Genomic DNA, 23,167 nt, shown 5'->3' on the forward strand with positions numbered 1-23,167 from the left:
TCGGCCTCCCCCATCTCAGCGAGGGCGGCGGCGCGCTCGGCCCGGCGCTCCATGGCGGCCGCGCGCGTCGCCCGTGCCGTCCGAATCGCTCCCTCGCCCGAGGCGATCATGCCGGCAAAGCGCGAGGCCTCGTCCCCGGCCTTCGCGAGTGCGGCCCTGGCCTGCGTGAGCTCGGCGCTCAGGGTGGTGCGCTTGGCGAAGAGGTCTTCGGCCTCCTGCGCGCGAGGGGCGAGATAGGCCCCGCCCCGATCGGCGTCGAAACGCGCGGCGGCTTCCCGGCAGGCGACGTCAGCCTGTCCGAGGCGGGCTTCCAGATCGGCGAGGGCGTCTCCGGCCTCCGCCGCCTTCGCCTCCGCGCCGGCGACGGCGGAGATGGCGGAGGCGGCTTCCCTCGCCGCCTCGCCGATCCTGCTGTCGAGATCTGCGGCCCTGGTCCAGTCCGGTCCGAAGGCCTTGAACCCGGCCTCAGACGCCTCGTCGGCCTCGAAGGCCAGGGCATGGGCGAGACGTGCCGCCTCCGCCCGCGTCTCGGCCTCCCCACGCTTCGCCAAAGCTCCGGCAAGTGCCGCCTCGGCGGCGACGAGATCCCGGGTGATCGAATCGGCGGCCTTCGCCGCTTCGCGCAGGGCCTCGACCTCGTCGAGCTCGGCCAGGCGCTGGCTCTCGTGCCGGTGACTCTCCAGCGCCTCGCGCGCCGCGGCGAGGCGGGCCTCGGCGGCCTGGACCTGGATGCGCGTGGAGGCGACGCGCCGCGCATGGTCCAACGCCGCGTTCAGCGCCGCGAGCCGGCCGGAGAGGGCCGCCACCTCCGCCCCGAGGCGCGCCCGCTCGGCATGTTTCTCCGCGCGCGCCGCCTCGTCGAGGAGGCCGACCGCGTCCCGGTGGGTCTCGAGGTCCCGCACCTGCGCCCGCTGTACCTCGGCGCCGGCATGGACCCGCTTCGAGATGCCGGAATAGATCGTGGTGCCGGTGATCTTCTCCAGGAGGTCGGAGCGCTCCTTTTCGTCAGAGAGCAGGAACGCGTCGAACTCGCCCTGAGCCAGCAGGACGGTGCGGCGGAACTGGTCGAAGGTGAGATCGGTGAGGTCGCAGATCGCCGCGTCGACGAGGCCCGCCTTGCTGTCGCCGACGAAGCTGCCGTCCACGAGGCGCTTCAGGGAGCGCGTCTTGTTCTGGAGGCGGCCGTTGGCCTTGCCGCGGGCGCGATAGACCGACCACCTCGCGCAGTAGCGCTGTCCGTCCTTGCCGATGAAATCGACCTCGGCGAACCCTTCCGTCGCCCCCCGCCTTAGGATCGCCCGTTCGTCGCCGATGGTGATGGGATCGCCGCCGGGATCGGGCGCCCTCTCGCGTCCGCTCGTGGCGACGCGCGGATAGCGCCCGTAGAGCGCAAGGCAGAGGGCGTCGAGGATGGTGGACTTGCCCGCTCCCGTCTCGCCGGTGATGGCGAAGATGCCGGTGGCGCCGATCGGACCGTCGGAGAGGTCGATGCAGAAGGGTGCTGCGAGGCTCGCAAGGTTTTCGCCGCGGATCGCCAGGATGCGCAAGGGTCGTGGCCTCGTTTCGAACGATGAAGGAACGGAAGCGTCGGATCGTCAAACGGGATGATGACGCTGCTTCATAGCGCAGGATGACGGATCGGCGCTTCGGCGATGCCGCCCGGCGGGCCGATGTCCACATGCGACATGGATCGTCCGCACGACGCGAGCCGGTGCCGGCGGCGGCGCCTATCGATTTTGACACCGGATGCCGGCTCGTGTCATCGCGCCGCGATGACGATGACCGACCTTCTCGTTGATCGAGGGCTCCGGCGGGAACGGTGGTTCGACCTTGGCCGTTGGTTGGCCAGCCCCAATTGTGCAGACGTGCGGTTCCGTCCTGCATCGAGGCTCGCGACGGAGATGGGGTGGCAGTGAGTGTCCTCGCAGATGGGGGCGAGTGCGGTGCGCTGATCGGGGCCACGGATTGGTCCGCGACACCCCTCGGACCCTTCGAATCCTGGCCCGCCTCTCTTCGCACGCTGACGCGGATGATGGCCGCCGCCCGCCAGCCCATGTTCATCACATGGGGCCCGGCGCAGATCGTCCTCTACAACGATGCCTATTCCCGGCTCATGGGTGCTAGGCATCCGGAGGCGATGGGGCGTCCCATCGCCGAAGTCTGGTCGGACATCTGGAGCGATCTCGCGCCCATCGTCGCCAATGCCTATGCAGGCATCTCCATCCAGATGGACGACGTGTCCTTCGTCATGGAGCGCAACGGATTCCCCGAGGAGACGCATTTCGCGTTCTCCTACACGCCGGTGCGGGAGGAGGACGGCACGGTGGCCGGCTTCTTCTGCGCCTGCACCGAGACGACCGGGCGCATCAGCGCCGAGAGCCGGCTTCGGGAGAGCGAGGCCGAGGCCCGTGGCGTCCTCGACGGGATGGGCGAAGGGTTCCTCTTGCTCGACCGCGACTTCAGGGTCCGCCGCATCAACGCGGAGGGCCTGCGCCTCGACGGACGTCCGCCCGAGGCGATCCTCGGCCGCCATCTCCTCGACGTCTGGCCGGATGCCGAGCAGATGCCGACCTGGCCGCTCTACCGCCGCGCCATGGCCGAGCGCGCATCGGCGGAACTGACCTACCGCCACACCTCGAAGCAGCAGGACATCTGGATCGAGGTCAGGGTCTATCCTTCGGGCAGCGGCCTCTCCGTGTTCTACCGCGACATCAGCGAGCGCAGGGCGGCCGAGGAAGCACTGCGCGAGCGCGAAGAGCGCCTGCGCCTCGTGGTGGAGGGCGCGCGCGACCATGTCGTCCTCACCATGAACCCGCAGGGCATCGTCACCAGCTGGTCGGCCGGCGCGGTCGAGGTCCTGGGTTGGAGCGTCGCCGATGCGCTCGGCCGGCACGGGTCGATGATCTTCACGGAGGAGGACCGGGCGAACGGCATCGATACGCGAGAGATGGCCGAGGCGGTGGAGAGAGGGCGCACCGATGCGGAGCGCTGGCATCGGCGGAGGGACGGGACGCGGGTGTTCCTCGCCGGCTCCCTTCACCGGCTGCCGCCGGACATGCAGGGGCGCTCGCCGGGTTTCCTCAAGATCGCGCGGGACGAGACGCAGCGCAGGGCGCAGGCGGAGGCCTTGTCGGAGAGCGAGGCGCGTTTCCGCAACATGGCGGACCATGCGCCGGTGATGATGTGGGTCACCATCCCGGACGGGTCCTGTATCTACCTGAACCGGGGCTGGTACGAATTCACCGGGCAGACCGAGGAGGAGGCCCTCGGCCTCGGCTGGACCAAGGCGACGCATCCCGACGACGAGCGACTGGCGACGGAAACCTTCCTGTCGGCCAATGCCAGACAGGCGCCTTTCCGCGTCGAGTATCGCCTGCGCCGGGCGGACGGCACCTATCGCTGGGCCATCGACGCGGCGACCCCGCGCTTCGGCACCGACGGCGAATTCCTCGGCTATGTCGGCTCGGTCATCGACATCGACGAGCGCCGGGAAGCGGAGGAGCGCCTGCGCCAGAGCGAAGGACGGTTCCAGGCCATCGCCGATTCCATCGACCAGATGGTCTGGTCGACCCTGCCCGACGGTCATCACGATTATTTCAATCAGCGCTGGTACGAGTATACCGGCGTGCCCGCCGGCTCCACCGACGGCGAGGGCTGGAACGGGCTCTTCCACCCCGACGACCAGGAGCGCGCCTGGACGGTCTGGCGGCACAGCCTCACCACCGGCGAGACCTACCATATCGAGTACCGCCTTCGGCATCACTCGGGCCAGTACCGTTGGGTGCTCGGTCGGGCGCAGCCGGTCCGCGACGCCGCCGGGCGGATCGTACGCTGGTTCGGCACCTGCACCGAGATCCAGGAAATCGTGGAGGCCCGCGAGGTCCTGGCCCGCTCGCGGATGGAACTGGAAAGGGAGATCGCCGAGCGCATCAAGGAGCGCGACCGGATCTGGACGCTGATCCCCGATCTCCTGATGTCGGGCACGCTGGACGGTCGCCTTCTCAGCGTGAATCCGGCCTGGACGGAGGTGCTCGGCTACGACGAGGCGAGCCTGCTGGCGCGGCCTTTCTGGGAAATCATCCACCCCGACTTTCTCCCCCGCAGTGCGGAGGTGGTGGAGGCGATGCGCCAGGGCCGCACCATGCGCCACCAGAACCAAGTCCGCACCGCCGGCGGCGAGTATCGCTGGTTCGACTGGATCAGCGCCCCGGTGGGCGAGCTCTTCTACGCGGTGGCGCGCGACATCACCGACGAGAAGACGCGCGAGGCGGCCCTCGCCCAGACGCAGGAGGCCCTGCGCCAGTCCCAGAAGATGGAGGCGGTGGGCCAGCTCACCGGCGGCATCGCCCACGATTTCAACAATCTGCTCACCGGCATCTCGGGCAGCCTCGAACTGCTGCAGACGCGGATGGCGCAAGGGCGGCTGACCGGCCTCGACCGCTACATCAACGCCGCGCAGGGCGCCTCCCGCCGGGCGGCGGCGCTGACCCATCGCCTCCTCGCCTTCTCGCGACGCCAGACCCTCGACCCCAAGCCCACCAACGTGAACGCGCTGGTCTCGGGGATGGAGGAGCTGATCCGCCGCACGGTGGGGCCGGCGGTGACGATCGAGGTGGTGGGTGCCGCCGGTCTGTGGCCGGCCCTGGTCGATCCCAACCAGCTCGAGAACGCGCTGCTCAACCTGTGCATCAATGCCCGGGACGCCATGCCGGATGGCGGCCGCCTCACCATCGAGACGGCCAACAAGTGGCTCGACGGACATGCCGCCCGCGAGCGCAACCTGGAGCCGGGCCAGTACCTCTCCCTCTGCGTCACCGACAACGGCACCGGCATGACGCCGGAGGTGATCGCCCGTGCCTTCGATCCGTTCTTCACCACCAAGCCCCTGGGCGAGGGCACCGGCCTCGGCCTGTCGATGATCTACGGCTTCGTGCGGCAATCGGGCGGGGAGGTGCGGATCTATTCCGAACTCGGCGAGGGCACGACCATGTGCCTCTACCTGCCGCGTCATTACGGCGAGGCCTCGGAGATCGACGAGGCCGGCGAGTTCGCCGCCGCCCCGCGCGCGCAGCGGGGGGAGACCGTTCTGATCGTCGACGACGAGCCCACCGTGCGCATGCTGGTGACGGAGGTGCTGGAGGAGCTCGGCTACACCGCCATCGAGGCGGCCGACGGCGCGTCCGGCCTGAAGGTGCTGCAATCCGACGTGCGCATCGACCTCCTCGTCACCGATGTCGGCCTGCCCGGCGGCATGAACGGCCGCCAGATGGCCGATGCGGGGCGCGTGGCGCGGCCCGACCTCAAGATCCTGTTCATCACCGGCTATGCCGAGAATGCGGTGGTCGGAAACGGGCATCTGGAGCCCGGCATGCAGGTGCTGACCAAGCCCTTCGTGATGGAGGTGCTGGCGAGCCGGATCAAGGACATGATCGTCTCCGGCCAGGGCTGAACCCGGCCGGAGACGTCGTCGGCGCTACTGCGAGCGGCGCGACAGCGACACGGCGTAGGCCGGTGAGCGGATCGCGAACATCGGATCGTCGGCCGGGCCGGCGATGCCGGCGGGGAGATCCACCACCGGATCGAAGGTGGCCGCGTCACAGGTGGCGTCAGGCTCCAGGGCGTGGATCGCGATGGTGCCGAGCGGCGTCGTCTTGCGGCTGTCCTCAGGCCACATCACGGTCGGATCGGCGGTCGGGTCGCCGGCCTCTCCGCGGATCGCCACGAGGGAGAAGGTGGCCGGCCCCTGGGCGAGGCGCTCCTTCAGCTCATCGGCATAGAAGCTGTCGGGCTTCGTCTTGATGTCGTCCTCACTCAGGCCGAGCTGGCCCGCGGCCGCGACGGTCTTCAGCTTCACCACATTCGCCTCGTTCCGGGCGTTGGTGAGCGTGTAGGCATGGACGCCCCAGTAATCGACGCCGGCATAGCTCGCCGGCACCGGCCGGGCATTGAGCCAGGCCGCCTGTTTCGTGGTCTCGGGATTGGCGACGCCGAAGGCCTTGATCTTCTCGGCATCGGGCTTGCCGTCGGGGCCGGGAGCGCGGACGGAGGCGAATTCGAACAGCTGCTGGGGCGTGCGCGCCGAGAAGACCGGCGCCGAGATGATGACGAGGACGAGGTCGCCGGCCGGATCGCGCAGGCGCATGGCGAAGCCGCGCGTCACGGGCTTGGCCTTGTCCGACACTTTCGGGTTGCTGCCGCCCATGGAGAACCGGGCCGTCACCGGGACTGATTTGGCGAATTGCGGTGCCTTCGACAGGCTCGCGGCCTCGGCGGAAGGCGTGAACTGCCCCGAGACGCAGACACCTTTGGCGCCGCTGGCACGCACGCCGGGCTTGTTGCCGCCCGCGGCGAACTGGGCGCCAACGATCGAGGCGGCATCCGCCTCCTCGGCCCGGACCACGTTGCCGGAGACGGCAGCGAGCGCGACGGCACAGCCGGTCGCGACGACCGTGGATCCGATGATCTTCCGTCTCATGGCGCTGTTTCCCCCGTCGCCCGGCTCGCATCGGCGGTGGCCGGCGAATCTCGATGGCGCACAATCGAATTAGACTATGTGCAGGGTAACGACATCGTGACAAGAGCCGATCGGAACGGGAGAACGCTCCCCCGGCCATCTCTTTCAGACTTCGGCCTCGGCGCGGACCCGGTGAAACACCTCCAGATGCTCCGGTGCCGGCGGTGTCCCTCGCACGCGCTCGAAGGCGAGGCGGAAGAGGTCTTCCGGGTCGCGCTCGGAGAGGCGGACGAGGGGCGCCGCGTCGATGGCCTCCGCGACCGGGTCGGCTGAGGCCGTCACACGGGTGTCGACGATGCGCACCGGGAAGCCCTCCGCGATCCGGTCGACCTCCGCCCGATGACCCGGTCCCAGCCCCTCGCGGGCGAGCCGGACCTGGATATAGGGCCGTTCCTCCATCGGCAGGGCCGGGTCGAGGCCCAGCGCTTTGAGATGGTCGCCGAGTTCGGAGAGCCGCATGTCGCCGCGCGCGGGCAAGCGCAGGAACGGGACCGGCCGCGGGATCGGGATGTGCTCCACCCGTGCCGGCCCGTCGCCCAGGGTGACGAGGCTGACCCCGTGGGCATAGGGCTGCTCGGTGGCCGAGAGCGGGATCAGCGAGCCGGAATAGCGCACCATCCCGCCGCCGATCGACTGCGCCTTGTGGAGATGGCCGAGCGCCACGTAATCGGCCTCGGCGGGAAACACGTCCGGCGGCACGGCATGCTCCCCGCCCACCAATATGCGGCGCTCGGCACCCTCCGACTCGGTTCCCCCGGCCACATGCAGGTGCCCGGTCAGCAGAAGGGGCAGGCCGGAAAGATGCGGCGTCGCGGCTTCCATCACCTGACCGTAGAGGGCGCGCACCGCCCGGACGATGGGCGAGCCCTCCTCCTTCCGCATGGGGGGCAGGCAGGCGGCGGTGGGATAGGACACCGCCAGGATCTGCGCCGCCACGTCGCCATTCCTCAGGATCGGCACGAGGTGACGCTCGATGCAGAGGGCGCCGTCGCGTCGGCGCACATTGCCGATCACCCGCACGCCGATCGCCTCGAGGATCGGACTCGGCGCTTCGAGCCGTCCAGCCGCATCGTGGTTGCCGGCGGTGAGGACGATGGTCATGGAGGGACGCGCCCGATGCAGGCGCACCAGCACGTCGTAGAGCAGCGCCTGCGCCTCGCCCGACGGGTTCTGGCTGTCATAGACGTCGCCGGCCACGACGAGGGCATCGACCTCGTAGGTGACGACGATGGCTTCGAGATGGGCCAGCGCCTTGGCGTGCTCGTGGCTGCGCGAATAGCCACGCAGGGACTGCCCGATATGCCAGTCGCCCGTATGCAGCACCCGGATCACGTCATCGCTCCCACCCTGCCCGGGCCTGATGGCGCCGGGCCGAAGCTTTGTAGCGCGGTGCCGCGACTCGTCCTACCCGCCAGCCTACCGGCAAACGGTCACGTTCTTGACCACCCAACCTTCGCCGGGTTGCCACAACTTGCGGCGGCTGCGCCCGCACCGCAGTTCGTCCGGCTCGGCCGATGTCCACGTCACCCCCGGGGCGTCTGTCGAACTCGTATTCGTCGAGCCAGCTTCCTTGGCGAGTGATCCCGTCGCGGCGGGGGCCGGCTTGGCCTTCACCGACCTCGTCTTCTTGGCGGATCTGGTTCGGGACGAATCGACGGCCTTGGACGCGGCCGCCGATTGAGCCGGCTTCGGGCCGGCGAGGATCGGGCTCGGCCCGGCGAGGAGGAGGCCGAGGGCGAGCGTCAGAGACGACGCACCAAGGCGTGCGAACGAAGAGATCGGCACAGGATTGGTCCGTCTTCCGATGATTCGATGATCTTGAAAAGCGTGAGCTTATGTCGATGCGCCGGGAGGTTTTTGCAATCGCAAAGGTCAGTGGAATCCGGACATCTCCTGCTCATTTTCGCAGCATGATGAAGGTCCCGTGGATTAACCGTATTCCGAAGTCGGCTCGGACCCGATCCGACCGCAATGCTGGTCAGCAATGGTCCTCGCGTGACGGCGAGCCCTGGTCTTGCTAAGTCACCGCCCAATCTTGGCTTTAGTCCTCGCGCCCATGCGAGCGGCCCATCTCTGAGCAATCCATGCCCGAACGCTCCAATCCTCCTTTCAATCGCCGGACCCTCCTGAGCGGAGCGGGGGCGGCGCTCACGATCCTCGGTTCCCCGCTCACTGCCCTGGCACAGGTTCGCGGCCGCCTCTCTCTCGAGTCCGACGACGGATACGGGCCCTATGACGATGACCGTCTCTACCGGGACGACGCCGGTCGCCTCTACCGCCGCCGCGGCGGGCGCTACGAGCCGTATCGCGAGCGCACGAGCGCGCCGCGCTTCGAGGACGATCCGGATGCGGATCCCTATGCCGATCCGAATGCCCGTCGGAGGGCGGCCCAGCCGCCGGCGAACCAGGGGGATCAGGTCTCGCGTCCGGTGGACAACGGGCCGATCGACTACGCCAGGGCGTATGCGGCAATCACCGACGAGCCTTTCCCGGTCTATGCCTTCAACTGGCGCAAGGCGAACCCGCTCTTCCTCCGCCAGGAGATCGCCTATACCGGCACCGAGCCTCCGGGCACCATCGTTGTCGATCCGCGCGCGCACCACCTGACTTTGGTCCAGGCCAACGGCCGGGCGCGGCGCTACGGCGTCGGCGTCGGAAAGCAGGGCTTTTCCTGGTCCGGCGTCTCGACGGTGAACTCGAAGCAGATGTGGCCGGACTGGTACCCGCCCAAGGAGATGATCGCCCGCACGCCCAAGCTCGCGCGCTCGGTGAGCCAGCTTCAGAGCGGCCTCGGCGTTCCGGGCGGCTCGCGCAACCCGCTCGGTGCGCGGGCGCACTACCTCTGGCAGGACAACAAGGACACGCTCTACCGCATCCACGGAACGCTCGAGCCGGAAACGATCGGCCTCAGCGTCTCGTCCGGCTGTATCCGCATGATCAACCAGGACGTGATCGACCTCTACGGTCGTGTCGAGATCGGTTCGCGGGTCGTTGTGCTGACCTGATGCGTCTACCGGCGGGCTCGACCCGCCGGATTTCTGCCGCGGCGATCGGGAATCTCCCGAACCCGGAGTAACGACTGCGAGAGTTCATCCCGGACTCGACGCGAAGAATCGGAACTTCCCCCGCATCTCTGGCTTTTTCCCGTCACGGGGCGTGCGCTGGACGCCGCCCGCGATAGAAATCCAACCGGAGTTATGACGTCATGGCAAAGAGCTCGAGCGGGCGCACGCGCGTCGACGGCGACCGCCTGAATACCCCCACCGATCTGGCCCCCGAGGCGACCAAGAAGATCGCCGAAGGTCTGACTGTCCTGCTGTCCGACCTCTTTGCCCTCTACGTGAAGACGAAGAACTTTCACTGGCATGTCAGCGGCCCGAACTTCCGCGACTACCACCTTATGCTCGACGAACAGTCCCAGCAGATCTTCGGCATCATCGACGATGTCGGCGAGCGTGCCCGCAAGATCGGTGGAACGACGCTTCGCTCGCTGGGGCAGGCATCGAAGCTCTCCCGTGTCGAGGACAACGACGCCGATTATGTCAGCCCCCTCGAGATGCTGGCCGAGCTGCGCGACGACAACAAGAACCTCACCGCCAATATGCGTGAGCTGCATGAGGTGACGGACGAGGCCAAGGACGTCTCCACCACCAGCCTGTTGGAAGAGTGGATCGACCAGTCCGAAGAGCGGACCTGGTTTCTCTACGAGGCGACCCGCAACGCCACCGACAGCGGCCATTGATCCAGGCCAGCGAGAGCATCGAGTTACGAAAAAGGCCCCGCATCGAAGGATGCGGGGCCTTTTTGATAGTGTCTGCCACCGGCCTGACCGGAGCAGAGACCGTCTTCACGACGCGAGAGTAATCTCGCCTTCGCGCACGGCGCGCTCACCGCCACCGGACTTGATCCGGTAGAATGGCTCGCCGGTCTGGTCCTCGGGGACGAGACGGACGATCTCGAACACGTCTGCAGGATCGGTCTTGGCATCGGCATAACCGATGCGCGCGCGGCGCACGCGCTGCCCGAGCTTGAACTTGTGGGCCATGGGGTTTGCCTTTCTGAGTTGACGCGGAACGCTTCCGCGCCCTCGGACGGGTATTGGTGATCGCGCGTCGCCTTCCCGCTTCGGAAAGTGACGAGTCCAGCGGCAGCCCCGTCCGGAGATGCCGCCCGGCGCTCGAACCCCCGCGAGGACACGAGCTAACCCCATCCGACCTTGGCCGCCCCGACCGTACGACCGCGGCGGCGACACCGAACTGTCGGAACTTCGATGCTCGTGCGCGGAAAGCGAATTCCGCGGGTCGAGCCGATGCTTCGGGCTCGTGATCTTACTTGCGCGCCTTGGCCTTGCGCGCGGCGTAGCGCGCATCGCGCTGCTGCTTCTGCTCGATGCGAGCGGCAGCGGCGAGAGCGATCTTCTCCTCGGCGACACGAGCCGCTTCGATGGCCTGACGTTCGCGCTCGGCCTCGGCCTCTGCGACGGCCTGCGCTGCGGCTGCGGCGCGCTCGGCCTCGCGGGCGGCGACGCGGATTTCGCGCTCGCGGGCGATCGCTTCACGCTCGGCCTTGCGGGCGACCACCGTCGGATCGTCGGCGGCCGGGCGGTCGCGGAAACGCGCCAGCGCGGCCTGACGGGCTTCCTGCGAAGCCTTGAGGCGGTCGGTCATGGAGTTTTCGTTGAATTGGCTCACACAGAATCCTGGTTTGGGAAGCGGCAAGGCAGCGCCGCAGGAAGATAAGGGGAAGATCGAAAACGCACGAAGCCGCTCTCCAATGGAGAGCGGCTCTTAGTCCATAGTGAAGCTCTTAAAAGAGCCTCACTTGGCTCAAGCGGCTTGGAGGCTGCCGGCGGACTGCTTGCCGCTGCGCTTGTCGGTCTCCATCTCGTAGGAGACCTTCTGGCCTTCGGCGAGGCCGCGCATGCCTGCGCGCTCTACGGCGGAGATGTGCACGAACACGTCGTTGCCGCCGTTATCCGGCTGGATGAAGCCGAAGCCCTTTTGCTCGTTGAACCACTTAACAGTACCGACAGCCATCATAATCCTTCGCCCTTGCGGGCATCATAGTTCGGAGGTCCGCACGAAGATGCACGGCCTTCTCCGTTGTCTCGACCCGAACCTGACTCTCTAAAGGGAGTCTCGCGACTCACGCAAAAGAAAATCTGATCACCGATCGATCTCTGTTGTGTACTCCCAGTGAGACGATTTAGCAAACGGCACGAAAAACTTGCGTTTTATGTTTCAGGGCGCCGCGCGAAATTTGGAGAATGTCCGGCATTTCGTGGTGCCGTTCCCATTTTCGGCAGAGCATCATTCGGCGGGCGACGAGACCAGCGGCAGGTCGAGCTGAGCGCTCTCGGTGTCGCGTCCGCTGCGGCGGTCGAGGAAGCCGAGGATCGGTGACACGGATACGCCGTGCAGGATGATCGACAGGAGGATGGTCAACCCGGCCGTGCTCCACAGCAGCCCCGGCTGCTCGAACCCCGCATGCCCGAGGGCGAAGGCGAGGTAGTAGATCGTGCCCAGCCCCCTGATTCCGAAGACGCTGATCACGGCCCGCTCGCTGGCGGGCTTGTCATGCCCGATGAGGCTGATCCAACCGCAGAGCGGCCGGACGACGAAGATCACCAGAAATGCGAAGGCGACGCCCTGCCACCCGATGCCCTGCAGGAGGCCGGCGCCGATGGCGAGGCCAAAACCCACGAGGAGCACCATCATCGCCAGGCGCTCGAAGGCTTCGGCCGATCCGTGGAGGGCGTGATGGTAGTCGTTGCCCCGGTCTGACCATCGCATCGCCAAGGCCGCCACGAAGACGCCGACGAAGCCGTAGCCATGCACCGCCTCCACGACGGCATAGGTCAGGCAGGTGATGCCGAGGGCGACAAAACCATCACCCGTGCGCGACAGGCGGGCCCGGTTCGGAAGATGGAAGGTCAGCCAGCCGAGACCTCGCCCAATGGCGGCGCCCAGGACGATGCCGGCGAACATCTTCCACACCAGCGAAATCCCCACCCATTCGGCCCATTCGCCCGCATTCAAGCCGTTCGAGACGGCGAGCGCGATGGCGAGGTTGACGAAGGGGAAGGCGAGCCCGTCGTTTAGTCCGGCCTCGGAGGTGAGGCCGAAGCGCATCTCGTCCTCGTCGCCCTGCGAAGGCGGTCCGACCTGGACGTCGGAGGCGAGGACCGGATCGGTCGGCGCGAGCGATGCCGCGATGAGCAGCGAGGAGGCGATGCCGAGACCGAGCAGGTTCGAGGCCAGGAATCCGAGAACGAGGATCGTCAGCGGCATGGCGAGGGCGAGCAGGCGCCATGTCACCATCCAGCGTCTCCAACCGATGCGGCGGTCGAGCTTCAGTCCGGCGCCCATCAGCGAGATGATGACGACGAATTCACTGACCCTCTCGATGAGCCGCAGGTGGTGCTGGGGCTGCGGCGAAAGGTCGGCCATTCCGGGGATCAGCGAAAGGCCGGCCCCGATCGCGACGCAGCAGATCGGGAGCGACAGCGGCAATTGCCGGAGCACCATCGGCAGCCAGGCGGTGAGGAGGACGAGTGCTCCAAAACCGCCGAGCATGAGTACATACGCGTCCATGACAACCGACTTGTCCCTGCACGTTCTTCGCCGGAATCATCACGACCCATACGCAAGACCGATCTCAGCCGCACAATTTCCCACGAAGAGGCCCAACCCGCGGGCGGCCTCTCCCATTCGCCCTCAGAGCGCGCCCGACCGAATCGTCATGTCGGGGTTGAGGTCGACCCATCTGCGTGTCGCGGCCGCTTGGTAGAGCGCCTCGATCAGGCGCATGTCGCGCAGGCCCATCTCGCCGGGCGTGCGCAGTTCCCCGCCCTCGGCGATCACCTGCGACAGGTGGTCGATCTCGCCGGTGAACTGCACCGCGTCACCTTCCACCGTCAGGATTTCGTCGGCACGCTTGGCATTGCCGACCACGAGGCGGTTGCCCTGATAGGCGGTGCCAGGATCGAGGGTGGCCACGGCCTTCTCGCCCCAGAGGTCGATCCGCTTCTTGTCGGAAGTGTAGCCGGACGACACCGTGGCACGCCGACCGGACGGGAAGACCAGTTGTGCCGTGAACACGTCCTCGACCTCGGCAAAGCGCGGATCGTCGGGTGGCGAGAACATGGAGGCCGAGACTGAGGACGGGCTCTCGCCGAGGAACCATTGTATGCCGTTGAGGCCGTAGATGCCGATATCGACCAGGGACCCTCCGCCGGCCACGGCCTTGAGGATGCGCCACTGGTCACGCGGACGCGACGGCTCCAGCGGGCGGTGATGGTCGGAAGAGGCGAACCGGACCTCGCCGAACTCGCCCTTGTCCATCATCGCCTTGGCGCGCAGGTTGTGCGGCTCCCAATGGACGCGGTAGGCGATCATCAGCCGCCGGTCGGCGGCCTTCGCGGCGTCGATCATCCGCTGGCAATCGGCGGACGTGGTCGCCATCGGCTTCTCGCAGAGGACGTGCTTGCCGGCCTCCAGTGCCTTGATCGTCAGGTCGGCATGCGTGGAATTCGGCGTCACGATGTAGACCGCGGCGATGTCCGTGTTGTCGGCCATCTTGCCCATCGAGCCGTAATCGTAGAGTCCGCCGGACTCGACTCCGTATCGGGCCGCCACGGCCTTGGCCTTCTCCGGATTGCCGGAGACGAGGGCGACGGTCTTCGAGCGCCGCGATCTCTCCAGGGCGGGCAGGACCTGCGCCTGGGCGAAGTCGCCGAGCCCCACCACCGCCCAGCCGAGATGTTTGTCGCGCGGCAGCGGCGGCGGCTGATCGAGCTTGGGCTCGGGCCGGCCGATGGGCGTCGTCGGGATCGCCTGGGACGCGGCGCGGTCGGAAGCGAGCACGCCGCCGATGCCGGCGAGGCTGCCGGCCATGAACAGACGACGGGACGGCGAAATATTCGCGGGGTCGGACATCGGGTCTCCGGATCCGAGAGGAGTGAATCTCGCGGCCGGATCACTGACGCCGCCCTCCGACAACGCGCGTCGGCCCGATCGGATTCCATCGGGACCTGCGGTGGAGGCGCGCGGGGGATTAAAACGCGAAAGTCGTCGCGGCTGGCCTGCTCGATCCGCGGTTTCCCTACTTTAACGTGTTTCCCTACTTGAACGTCTTGCGGGGATCGAAGGCGTCGCGCACGGCCTCGCCGGCAAAGATGAGCAGGCTCAGCATCACCGCCACGACGAAGAAACCGGTCAGCCCGAGCCAGGGCGCCTGGATGTTGTCCTTGCCCTGGGCCAGCAACTCGCCCAGCGAGGCCGATCCGGGCGGCAGACCGAAGCCGAGGAAGTCGAGGGAGGTCAACGTCCCGATCGAGCCGTTGAGAATGAACGGCATGAAGGTGAGCGTCGCCACCATGGCATTGGGCAGGAGGTGACGGCTCATGATGCGGATGTTGGAGAGGCCCAGCGCACGGGCGGCCCGGACGTATTCGAAGTTGCGCGCCCGCAGGAACTCGGCCCGCACCACGCCGACCAGGGCCACCCAGGAGAACAGCATTAGGATGCCGAGCAGCACGAAGAAGCCCGGTGCGATGAAGGCCGAGATGATGATGATCAGGTAGAGGGTCGGGATGCCGCTCCACACTTCGATGAAGCGCTGCAGGCTGAGATCCACCCAGCCGCCGAAATAGCCCTGCACCGCCCCGGCGATCACGCCGATCACCGAGGAGACGATGGCCAGGATCAGCCCGAACAGCACCGAGATGCGAAAGCCGTAGATCACGCGGGCCAGCACGTCGCGGGTGGTGTTGTCGGTGCCGAGCCAGTGCATCTCCAGCCCCCTGCACCCGGCCCTCCCGGCGGTTTCCTCGCCACGCTGCTTGGCCGCAGCCTGACACTGTTCGTCGGTGAGCATCCAGGTCGGCGGCGAGGGAGACGGGGTCGGCAGCCCGTCGATGATGGTGTCGTAGGAATAGGGGATCGGCGGCCAGATCGCCCAGCCATTATCGGCGATCTCCTGCCGCGTCTCGGCAGAGCGGTAGTTCGGCCGCGCATAGAAGCCGCCGAACTTCTCGTCCGGATAGTCGATCAGGACGGGAAATAGGATCTCGCCCTTGTAGGACACCACCAGGGGCCGGTCGTTGGCGATGAATTCGGCGAACAGGCTCAGGGTGAACAGTCCGACGAAGATCACGAAGGACCAGAAGCCGAGGCGGTTGTGCCGGAAATTCGCGAGCCGCCGCCGGTTCAGCGGCGACAGCCCCCGTGCCGAGTGCACGAGGGGAGGCGGGATTTCGACGGGGACGGCTTCCGCGGGGCGGGCGATCTCGTTCATGAGTCCGCCCCTATTGGATTGCGCATCAGCCGTCGAGACGGACGGCGGTTCCCTCTATCTCGTTGGGGCGCAGTCCGCCGGTCTTCTCGAGATGGCGGCGCAGCAGGCGGACGTTGCGGCGATTGGCCTTGAACGCCGCATCGAAGATGTCGCCGGCGATCGGAACGGCACCGATCACGCCGTCGAAAGCCACGTTCATGGCCATCCGGGCGAGGAGCCATTTCGGCGCACCGAGGCGGCGCGCCTCGTAGACGATGTAGGAGGCGAGTAGCATGCCCGCGGCATCGCCGATGATCGGAACGAGGCCGACGACGGCATCCAATCCCACCCGTCGGTTGGTGCCGGGGATCAGGAACGCCGTGTCCATGACATGGGCGAACTGTTCGAGGCGAAGGAGCGTCGCCTCCCGGCTGTCGGGCTGGACTTGGAAGCGCGTCGCGCTCGACTCTTGCGCCCGCTCGTCTTGGGTCCGCTTGTCGAAATCGCGGGCGGGAAAGACGGCGTCGTTGAAGGCCATGGCGGGGCTCCGGGGGATGCGCGTCGTGGTCATGATGCAGGATGTGGCCCTGGCCACGGCCACCTGCAAGCGGCATGCTCGCGCGGCCCGGAGCCCTCATGCGCTCCTGCTCCGCATCAGTCCGGAGAGACGGTCGAGAGCGGCATCGAGGGTCGCATCCTGCTTGGCGAAACAGAGCCGCACGAGGTTGCACACCGCCCCTTGCGCATAGAAGGCGCTGATCGGGATCGCCGCCACCCCGTGCTCGCGCACCAGCATCTGGCAGAAGGCGACGTCGTCCGCGCAGCCGAGCCGGGGCCCCAGTTCGCCGATATCGATGGTGAGGAAGTAGGTCGCCTGCGATGGTAGGACCCGGAACCCGAGTTCGGTGAGGCCGGCGCTGAGCCGGTCGCGCGAGCGGGCGAACCGCGCCCGCATGTCGAGAAAGTAGGCCTCGTCCTTGGCCAGACCGTAGGCCACCGCCTCCTGGAGGTTCGGCGGGGTGGTGAAGGTGAGGAACTGGTGCGCCTTGGAGACCACCTTGAGCAAAGGCGAAGAGGCCATCACGAAGCCGACCTTCCATCCCGTGAGGCTGAAGATCTTGCCGGCCGACCCGATCTTCACGGTGCGGTCGCGCATGCCGTCCAAACCGATTAGCGGGCGGTGCGCCCTGCCGTCGAAGGTCACGTGCTCCCACACCTCGTCGCAGATCGCGGTGACGTCGAAACGCTCGCAGAACGTCGCCAGCAGCGCGAGGTCGTCGTCGCGGAACATGGTCGCCGTGGGATTCAGCGGGTTGTTGAGCACGACCACTTTGGTGCGCTCGGAGAAGGCCTGCGCGAGCGCGGCCGCGTCGAGGCGGAAATACGGGGGCCGCAGGGTGACGAAGCGCGGGATGCCGCCGGCCTGCCGGACGATCGGCAGGTAGGCGTCGTACATCGGCTCGAACAGCACCACCTCGTCGCCGGGCGAGACCAGGGCGAGGAGGCTCGCGGCCAGAGCCTCCGTAGCGCCGGATGTCACCATGACTTCCGTATCGGGATCGAGGGCGAGACCCTGGTGGCGACGATAATGCGCGGCGATGGCACGGCGCAGGGTCGGCAGGCCCATCATCGGCGGGTATTGGTTGTAACCGTGGCGCAGGGCCTCGGCCGCTTTCTCGCGCACATCCGCCGGGCCGGGATCGTCGGGAAAGCCCTGGCCGAGATTGATCGCCCCGAGTTCTCGCGCCAGCACCGACATCACGTCGAACACGGTATTGGGCAGGTCGGCGAAGACGGAGTTCATCCGGAAAACGCTCGTGTCTCTCTGGGTTTCGCTCATGCCTCGCTCTTGAGCGCAAGGCATGTCCGCTTCGGTAGCACGGGCGTTCGGGGCGGCGAAGCGAGGCCTCGAAAATGTGCGCGATGGCACGCCTCTCTGTCAGGTTCTGCGCGCGGCGCCTGACGATTGTTGACATTCATCAGGTGTAACGTAACTTCTGTCCATGGCCGGAGCGGTCGCCGCTCAACAGGAACACCGCCCCCTCGTTTCGGTTGGGCGACGTACCGCTCCGGTCCTTCCCAAGAAGCCGATTCTTCCCCAAGAAGCCGATCATTCCCGAGAAGAAGGCCGTCACTCTCCGCGGAGTGGCGGCCTTTCGCGTTTCGCTTGTGCTTCGACGATGTCACGGGGTACCGATCCCGGACGCCGCATCACGAGGACGACCCTTTGAGCACCCGCACCTGCTGTGCCCTCGCCATCGTCATCGCCCTGGCGGGTGCGGTCTTGCGTCTCGCGGTTCCGGTGACACCGCCGGACGCCTCCTATCGCGCGGTGGTGGACGCTTATCCGTCGAAGCCGCTGCCGTGACGGCGCCGGAGAGCCCGGCTTCGGGCGACTCCTCCGGCCCCTAGAAACAGCCGGGAAACCTCCGCGCCGTACTGGTGTCGCAATGGACGGCCAGGACTGGCGACGATGCTGATCGATCGACCGACAGGCCGGGCCTTCCGGCCTTCACCCGACGCCTTCGGGCCCGCCCGTGAGCGCCGCCCCGCGGCGTGGTGGCCGAGCCCCCTGTTGCGTCGGGACTCCCGTCGCCATTTCGTCCACATTATGCGCTGCCGCTCGGAAACGAGCGGTCGGATCGTCGAGGCATGAACGAACAATCGCCCGTCCGGACCGAAACGGCCCGGGAATTCAGACCGACTCCCAAGGCGCCGACGCGCCGGCGAAGCCGCGCGGGCACCTGGATCATCCTGATCCTCCTCCTCGCCGGAGCGGGAGCGGCCGGCTACAAGTTCTATCTCGCGCCCAGGTTCTTTCCCGCGCCCAAGACCGAGGGTACGACCGACGGCGCACCGGCGCGCGGCAAGGGTGCCCGCGGTCGCTCCGGAGACATGCCTCAGGCCGTCGGCATCGCCACGGTCTCGACAGGTGAGATCCCGGTGGTGCTGTCGGGGCTCGGCACGGTGACGCCGCTGGCTACCGTGACCATCCAGTCGCAGATCAGCGGTTATCTCATGGAGATCGGCTTTCGCGAGGGCCAGACCGTGAAGAAGGGCGACTTCCTCGCCCAGATCGATCCGCGCATCTACGAGGCCCAGCTCGCACAGTATCAGGGGCAGCTCGCCCGCGATCAGGCGCTGCTGCAGAATTCGAAGCTCGACCTCGCCCGCTTCCAGCGTCTCAGCCTTCAGGACTCGATCTCCAAGCAGAACGTCGACACGCAAGGTGCCCTCGTGAAGCAGAACGAGGGGACGGTCGCCATCGATCAGGCCCAGGTGGATCAGCAGAAGCTCAACATCGCCTACACGCGCATCGTCTCGCCGGTGGACGGCCGCGTCGGCCTGCGCCAGATCGACCAGGGCAATTACGTCACCGCTGCGTCCACCAACATCGTGGTGGTGACGCAGCTGCATCCGATCTCGGTGGTGTTCACCCTGCCCGAAGACGATGTCGCGCGGGTGATGCGGCGCCTGCGCTCGGGCGCGAAGCTTGGCGTGACCGCCTACGACCGGGGCGATGCCAACGTGCTCGCCACCGGCACCCTGGACACCGTGGACAACCAGATCGACACCACCACCGGCACGGTGAAGCTGCGCGCGCTGTTCGAGAACAAGGACGAGAGCCTTTTCCCGAACCAGTTCGTCAATGCCAAGCTCATCGTGGACACGGTGCGGGACACGCCCATCGTTCCCACCGCCGCAATCCTGCGTGGGACCCCCGGTGCCTACGTCTACCTGCTCGACGGCGACGACAAGGTCGTGGTCCGCCCGATCACGCCGGGCGAGGCTGATGGATCGCGCACCGCCGTCACCAAGGGGCTGGCGGTCGGCGATCGTGTCGTCGTCGATGGAACCGATCGTCTGCGCGACGGCGCCAAGGTCCGTGTCACCGAGGGCGGCAAGGGTCAGGCTCCGCCTCCCGGAGAAGCCGCGGCTGCCGGCCAGGCCGCACCCGCAACGGACGCCGCGGCCACGACATCGACACCCGCGGCCGGGACACCGCCCGAAAACCCGTCGCAGAAGCGCGAGCGCCGCAGAGAGCGGCCGGCGGCGCAATGAGCGCTGTGCTTTCTGTGACTGGTGCGGTGTTCGACGTATCGGTCGTCACATCGATCTTTTTCCTGGCCAAGGTCCGGCCGGATCGCACGGGCACCACGGCTCCCTCTCCTTCCAGGAGAGGGAGCGCGTGGCGCTTCACGCCGACGGCCGGGCAGGTCCGAGATCAAGTGGGGGGAGGGCTCGCCCCATGAACCCGTCCCGCATCTTCATCCTGCGGCCGGTCGCGACCACGCTGTTCATGCTGGCGATCCTGCTCGTCGGCATGGTCTCGTATCTCAACCTGCCGGTCTCGGCGCTGCCCTCCGTCGATTACCCGACGATCCAGGTCCAGACCTTCTATCCCGGCGCCAGCCCGGAGGTGATGACCTCGGCGGTGACGGCGCCGCTCGAGCGGCAGTTCGGCCAACTCGCCAACCTCAATCAGATGACGTCGCAGAGCTCGGCGGGCGCCTCGGTCATCACGCTGCAGTTCAGCCTCGATCTCGGTCTCGACATCGCCGAGCAGCAGGTCCAGGCGGCGATCAACGCGGCGGGCAACCTGCTGCCCTCCGATCTGCCGGCACCGCCCGTCTATGCCAAGGTCAACCCGGCCGACGCGCCGATCCTGACCCTGGCGCTGAGTTCCAAGACCATGCCGCTCACCGAGGTGCGCGACCTCGCCGAGACGCGGCTCGCCCAGAAGATCAGCCAGGTCTCCGGCGTCGGCCTCGTCAGCATGGGCGGCGGCCAACGCCCGGCCGTTCGCGTGCGTTTCAATTCCCGTGCGCTCGCCGCCTACGGCCTCAACATCGACGATCTTCGCACCACGATCACCAACCTCAACGTCAACACGCCGAAGGGCACGATCGACGGTCCGACCCAGTCCTATTCCATCAACGCCAACGACCAGATCCGTGACCCGAAGGCCTACGAGCAGGCGATCATCGCCTACAAGAACGGCTCGGCGGTGCGGCTCTCGGACGTCGCCGACGTGGTCAACGGGCCGGAGAACACCAAGCTCGGTGCCTGGATGGACGAGACGCCCGCCGTCATCCTCAACATCCAGCGCCAGCCCGGCGCCAACGTCATCGCCACCGTCGACAAGATCAAGGCGCTGCTGCCCCAGCTGCAGGGGACGCTGCCCGCCGCCATCACGGTGACGCCGCTCACCGACCGCACGACCACCATCCGCGCCTCGGTGCATGACGTGCAGGTCGAGCTGGCGCTCGCCATCGGCCTCGTGGTGCTGGTGATCTTCCTGTTCCTGCGCAGCCTGTCGGCGACGCTGATCCCGAGCCTCTCGGTGCCGCTCTCGCTGATCGGCGCGCTCTCGATCATGGATCTCTACGGGTTCTCCCTCGACAACCTGTCGCTGATGGCGCTCACCATCGCCACCGGCTTCGTCGTCGACGACGCCATCGTGGTCATCGAGAACATCGCGCGCCATGTGGAGGAGGGCGATTCACCGATGGAGGCGGCCCTGAAGGGCAGCCGCGAGATCGGCTTCACCATCATCTCGCTCACCGTCTCGCTCATCGCGGTGCTGATCCCGCTCCTGTTCATGGGCGACGTGGTCGGGCGCCTGTTCCACGAATTCGCGATCACGCTTGCGGCCACCATCGTGATCTCGGCGGTGGTCTCCCTCACCCTCGTGCCGATGCTGTGCGCGCGCCTGCTCAAGCATGCCCCGGAAGCGGCCCGCCGCGAGGGCTCCATCGCCCGCGCGGGCCGGCGCGCCATGGAGGGGGTGATCTCCGGCTACGGACGGATGCTGCGCGTCGTCCTCAACCACCAAGGGCTGACGCTGATCGTCACCCTCGGCACCATCGCGCTCACCGCCTATCTGTTCGTGGTGATCCCGAAGGGCTTCTTCCCGGTCCAGGATACCGGCGTGATCCAGGGCGTGACCCAGGCCGACCAGACCGTCTCCTACGCGGAGATGGCCGATCGCCAGCAGCAGCTCGCCCGCATCGTCCTGCAGGACCCGGATGTGGCGAGCCTGTCGTCGTTCATCGGCGTCGACGGGCAGAACGTGACGCTGAATTCCGGGCGCTTCCTCATCAACCTGAAGCCGCACGAGGGGCGGGCCACCGATGCCAGCGCCATCATCCGCCGCCTGAAGGAGGCCACGCGAGGGGTCGCCGGCATCCGCCTCTACATGCAGCCGGTGCAGGACCTCACCATCGATACGGCGGTGAGCGCGACGCAGTACCAGGTGATCCTCGAGAACCCGAACCTCACCGAGTTCGATACCTGGGTGCCTCGTTTCGTCCAGGCCCTGCAGCGCTCTCCGCTCCTCTCCGACGTGGCGAGCGACCTCCAGGGCAACGGGCTCGCGGCCTACGTCACCATCGACCGGCCAACCGCCGGCCGCTACGGTATCACACCCGCCACCGTGGACAACGCCCTCTACGACGCCTTCGGCCAGCGCATCGTCTCGACGATCTTCACCCAGTCGAACCAGTACCGGGTGATCCTCGAAGCCGATCCCGACCTGCACAAGACCCTCGACAGCCTCAACGGCATCTTCCTGCCGTCCTCCACCGTGGCGTCCGGACAAGTGCCGCTCTCGGCGGTGGCGCGGATCAGCGAGCGCCGGGCGCCGCTGCTGATCAGCCATCTCGGCCAGTTCCCGGCCACCACCGTCTCGTTCAACCTCGCAGAAGGCGCGGCCCTCGGCGAGGCGGTGAAGGCAATCGAGGAAGCCCGCAGGGAGATCGACCTGCCGCCGAGCTTCCGCGTGGTGCCGCAGGGCTCGGTCTTCGCCTTCGAATCGGCGCTCTCGAACCAGCTCTTCCTGGTGATCGCCGCTATCGTCACCGTCTACATCGTGCTCGGCGTGCTCTACGAGAGCTTCGTCCACCCGATCACGATCCTCTCGACCCTGCCCTCGGCCGGGATCGGCGCCCTGCTCGGCCTGATGCTCTACGGCATGCCGCTCGACATCATCGGCGTCATCGGCATCGTGCTCCTCATCGGCATCGTGAAGAAGAATGCGATCATGATGATCGACTTCGCGCTCCAGGCCGAGCGCGAGGACGGCATGGCCCCGCGCGAGGCGATCTACGAGGCCTGCCTCCTGCGCTTCCGCCCGATCCTGATGACGACGCTGGCCGCCCTGTTCGCGGCGGTGCCGCTCATCCTCGGCACCGGCGTCGGCTCTGAACTGCGCCAGCCGCTGGGCATCGTCATCGCCGGCGGCCTCATCGTCTCCCAGGTCCTGACCCTGTTCACCACCCCGGTGATCTACCTCGCCTTCGACCGGCTGGAGCGGCGGTTCACCCGGCGCGGCGGCGGGGCGAAGACGGTGGGGGTGACGCTGTGAGCCAGGATCTT

17 protein-coding genes are annotated in these 23,167 nt (G+C 67.4%); 6 read left to right on the forward strand and 11 right to left on the reverse strand.

From position 1 onward, the window contains the following. Positions 1-1,547: AAA family ATPase (locus ACFQ4G_RS18680; RefSeq protein WP_379040813.1), on the reverse strand; the 1,547-nt coding region annotated here is incomplete at its 3' end. A gap of 365 nt (positions 1,548-1,912) precedes the next feature. Here ACFQ4G_RS18680 and ACFQ4G_RS18685 point away from each other — a divergent pair. After that, entirely contained in the window at positions 1,913-5,449 is a 3,537-nt protein-coding gene (locus tag ACFQ4G_RS18685) for a hybrid sensor histidine kinase/response regulator (RefSeq protein WP_238207126.1), read from the forward strand. Between the two features lie 24 nt (positions 5,450-5,473). Here the strand turns inward: ACFQ4G_RS18685 and ACFQ4G_RS18690 are convergent, their stop codons facing one another. Both ACFQ4G_RS18690 and ACFQ4G_RS18695 read right to left on the reverse strand, forming a co-directional pair. Next, positions 5,474-6,475, reverse strand: a complete 1,002-nt coding sequence (locus ACFQ4G_RS18690) for a catalase family peroxidase (protein ID WP_238207124.1) — start codon at positions 6,473-6,475, stop codon at positions 5,474-5,476. A 144-nt stretch (positions 6,476-6,619) separates the two neighbouring features. Then, the gene (locus tag ACFQ4G_RS18695) at positions 6,620-7,846 is read right to left on the reverse strand and encodes an exonuclease SbcCD subunit D (RefSeq protein ID WP_238207122.1); all 1,227 of its coding nucleotides are present in this window, start codon (positions 7,844-7,846) and stop codon (positions 6,620-6,622) included. Between the two features lie 752 nt (positions 7,847-8,598). Between ACFQ4G_RS18695 and ACFQ4G_RS18700 the strand changes: the two genes are divergently transcribed. Both ACFQ4G_RS18700 and ACFQ4G_RS18705 read left to right on the forward strand, forming a co-directional pair. Beyond that, positions 8,599-9,519, forward strand: a complete 921-nt coding sequence (locus ACFQ4G_RS18700) for a L,D-transpeptidase (protein ID WP_238207120.1) — start codon at positions 8,599-8,601, stop codon at positions 9,517-9,519. 200 nt (positions 9,520-9,719) lie between these two features. Then, positions 9,720-10,256: a Dps family protein gene (locus tag ACFQ4G_RS18705; protein ID WP_238207119.1), complete on the forward strand. Its 537-nt coding sequence runs from the start codon at positions 9,720-9,722 to the stop codon at positions 10,254-10,256. Between the two features lie 105 nt (positions 10,257-10,361). Here the strand turns inward: ACFQ4G_RS18705 and ACFQ4G_RS18710 are convergent, their stop codons facing one another. From ACFQ4G_RS18710 to ACFQ4G_RS18745, 8 genes are all read right to left on the reverse strand, one after another. Beyond that, positions 10,362-10,559, reverse strand: coding sequence for a hypothetical protein (locus ACFQ4G_RS18710; RefSeq protein ID WP_238207117.1), 198 nt, complete (start codon positions 10,557-10,559; stop codon positions 10,362-10,364). Between the two features lie 283 nt (positions 10,560-10,842). Next, complete coding sequence (locus tag ACFQ4G_RS18715) at positions 10,843-11,205, reverse strand: DUF6481 family protein (RefSeq protein ID WP_026176334.1); 363 nt, start codon at positions 11,203-11,205, stop codon at positions 10,843-10,845. A 135-nt stretch (positions 11,206-11,340) separates the two neighbouring features. Then, complete coding sequence (locus ACFQ4G_RS18720; RefSeq protein WP_026176335.1) at positions 11,341-11,550, reverse strand: cold-shock protein; 210 nt, start codon at positions 11,548-11,550, stop codon at positions 11,341-11,343. Positions 11,551-11,823: 273 nt separating this feature from the next. After that, positions 11,824-13,107, reverse strand: a complete 1,284-nt coding sequence (locus ACFQ4G_RS18725) for a cation:proton antiporter (protein WP_238207115.1) — start codon at positions 13,105-13,107, stop codon at positions 11,824-11,826. Between the two features lie 123 nt (positions 13,108-13,230). Next, positions 13,231-14,451 (reverse strand): Gfo/Idh/MocA family protein, encoded by a 1,221-nt coding sequence (locus tag ACFQ4G_RS18730; RefSeq protein WP_238207113.1) that lies wholly within the window; start codon positions 14,449-14,451, stop codon positions 13,231-13,233. Positions 14,452-14,635: 184 nt separating this feature from the next. Beyond that, positions 14,636-15,811: an ABC transporter permease gene (locus tag ACFQ4G_RS18735; protein ID WP_238207111.1), complete on the reverse strand. Its 1,176-nt coding sequence runs from the start codon at positions 15,809-15,811 to the stop codon at positions 14,636-14,638. A gap of 25 nt (positions 15,812-15,836) precedes the next feature. After that, positions 15,837-16,328, reverse strand: coding sequence for a DUF4112 domain-containing protein (locus ACFQ4G_RS18740; protein ID WP_238207109.1), 492 nt, complete (start codon positions 16,326-16,328; stop codon positions 15,837-15,839). Positions 16,329-16,424: 96 nt separating this feature from the next. Next, positions 16,425-17,594 carry an aminotransferase gene (locus ACFQ4G_RS18745; RefSeq protein WP_238207241.1) on the reverse strand — a complete coding sequence of 390 codons (1,170 nt, stop codon included), beginning with the start codon at positions 17,592-17,594 and terminating at the stop codon, positions 16,425-16,427. 423 nt (positions 17,595-18,017) lie between these two features. Here ACFQ4G_RS18745 and ACFQ4G_RS18750 point away from each other — a divergent pair, with 423 nt between their 5' ends. The 3 genes from ACFQ4G_RS18750 (at position 18,018) to ACFQ4G_RS18760 (ending at position 23,156) form a co-directional block, all read left to right on the forward strand. Further along, a complete protein-coding gene (locus tag ACFQ4G_RS18750) occupies positions 18,018-18,158 on the forward strand; it encodes a hypothetical protein (RefSeq protein WP_238207107.1) in 141 nt (46 codons plus the stop codon). A 284-nt stretch (positions 18,159-18,442) separates the two neighbouring features. Further along, positions 18,443-19,852 carry an MdtA/MuxA family multidrug efflux RND transporter periplasmic adaptor subunit gene (locus ACFQ4G_RS18755; RefSeq protein ID WP_238207105.1) on the forward strand — a complete coding sequence of 470 codons (1,410 nt, stop codon included), beginning with the start codon at positions 18,443-18,445 and terminating at the stop codon, positions 19,850-19,852. Between the two features lie 187 nt (positions 19,853-20,039). Continuing rightward, positions 20,040-23,156, forward strand: coding sequence for an MdtB/MuxB family multidrug efflux RND transporter permease subunit (locus tag ACFQ4G_RS18760; RefSeq protein WP_238207103.1), 3,117 nt, complete (start codon positions 20,040-20,042; stop codon positions 23,154-23,156). Positions 23,157-23,167: the final 11 nt, after the last annotated feature.

Origin of the sequence: Methylobacterium marchantiae, assembly GCF_042679825.1 — a bacterium.
Lineage (GTDB): Bacteria > Pseudomonadota > Alphaproteobacteria > Rhizobiales > Beijerinckiaceae > Methylobacterium > Methylobacterium marchantiae.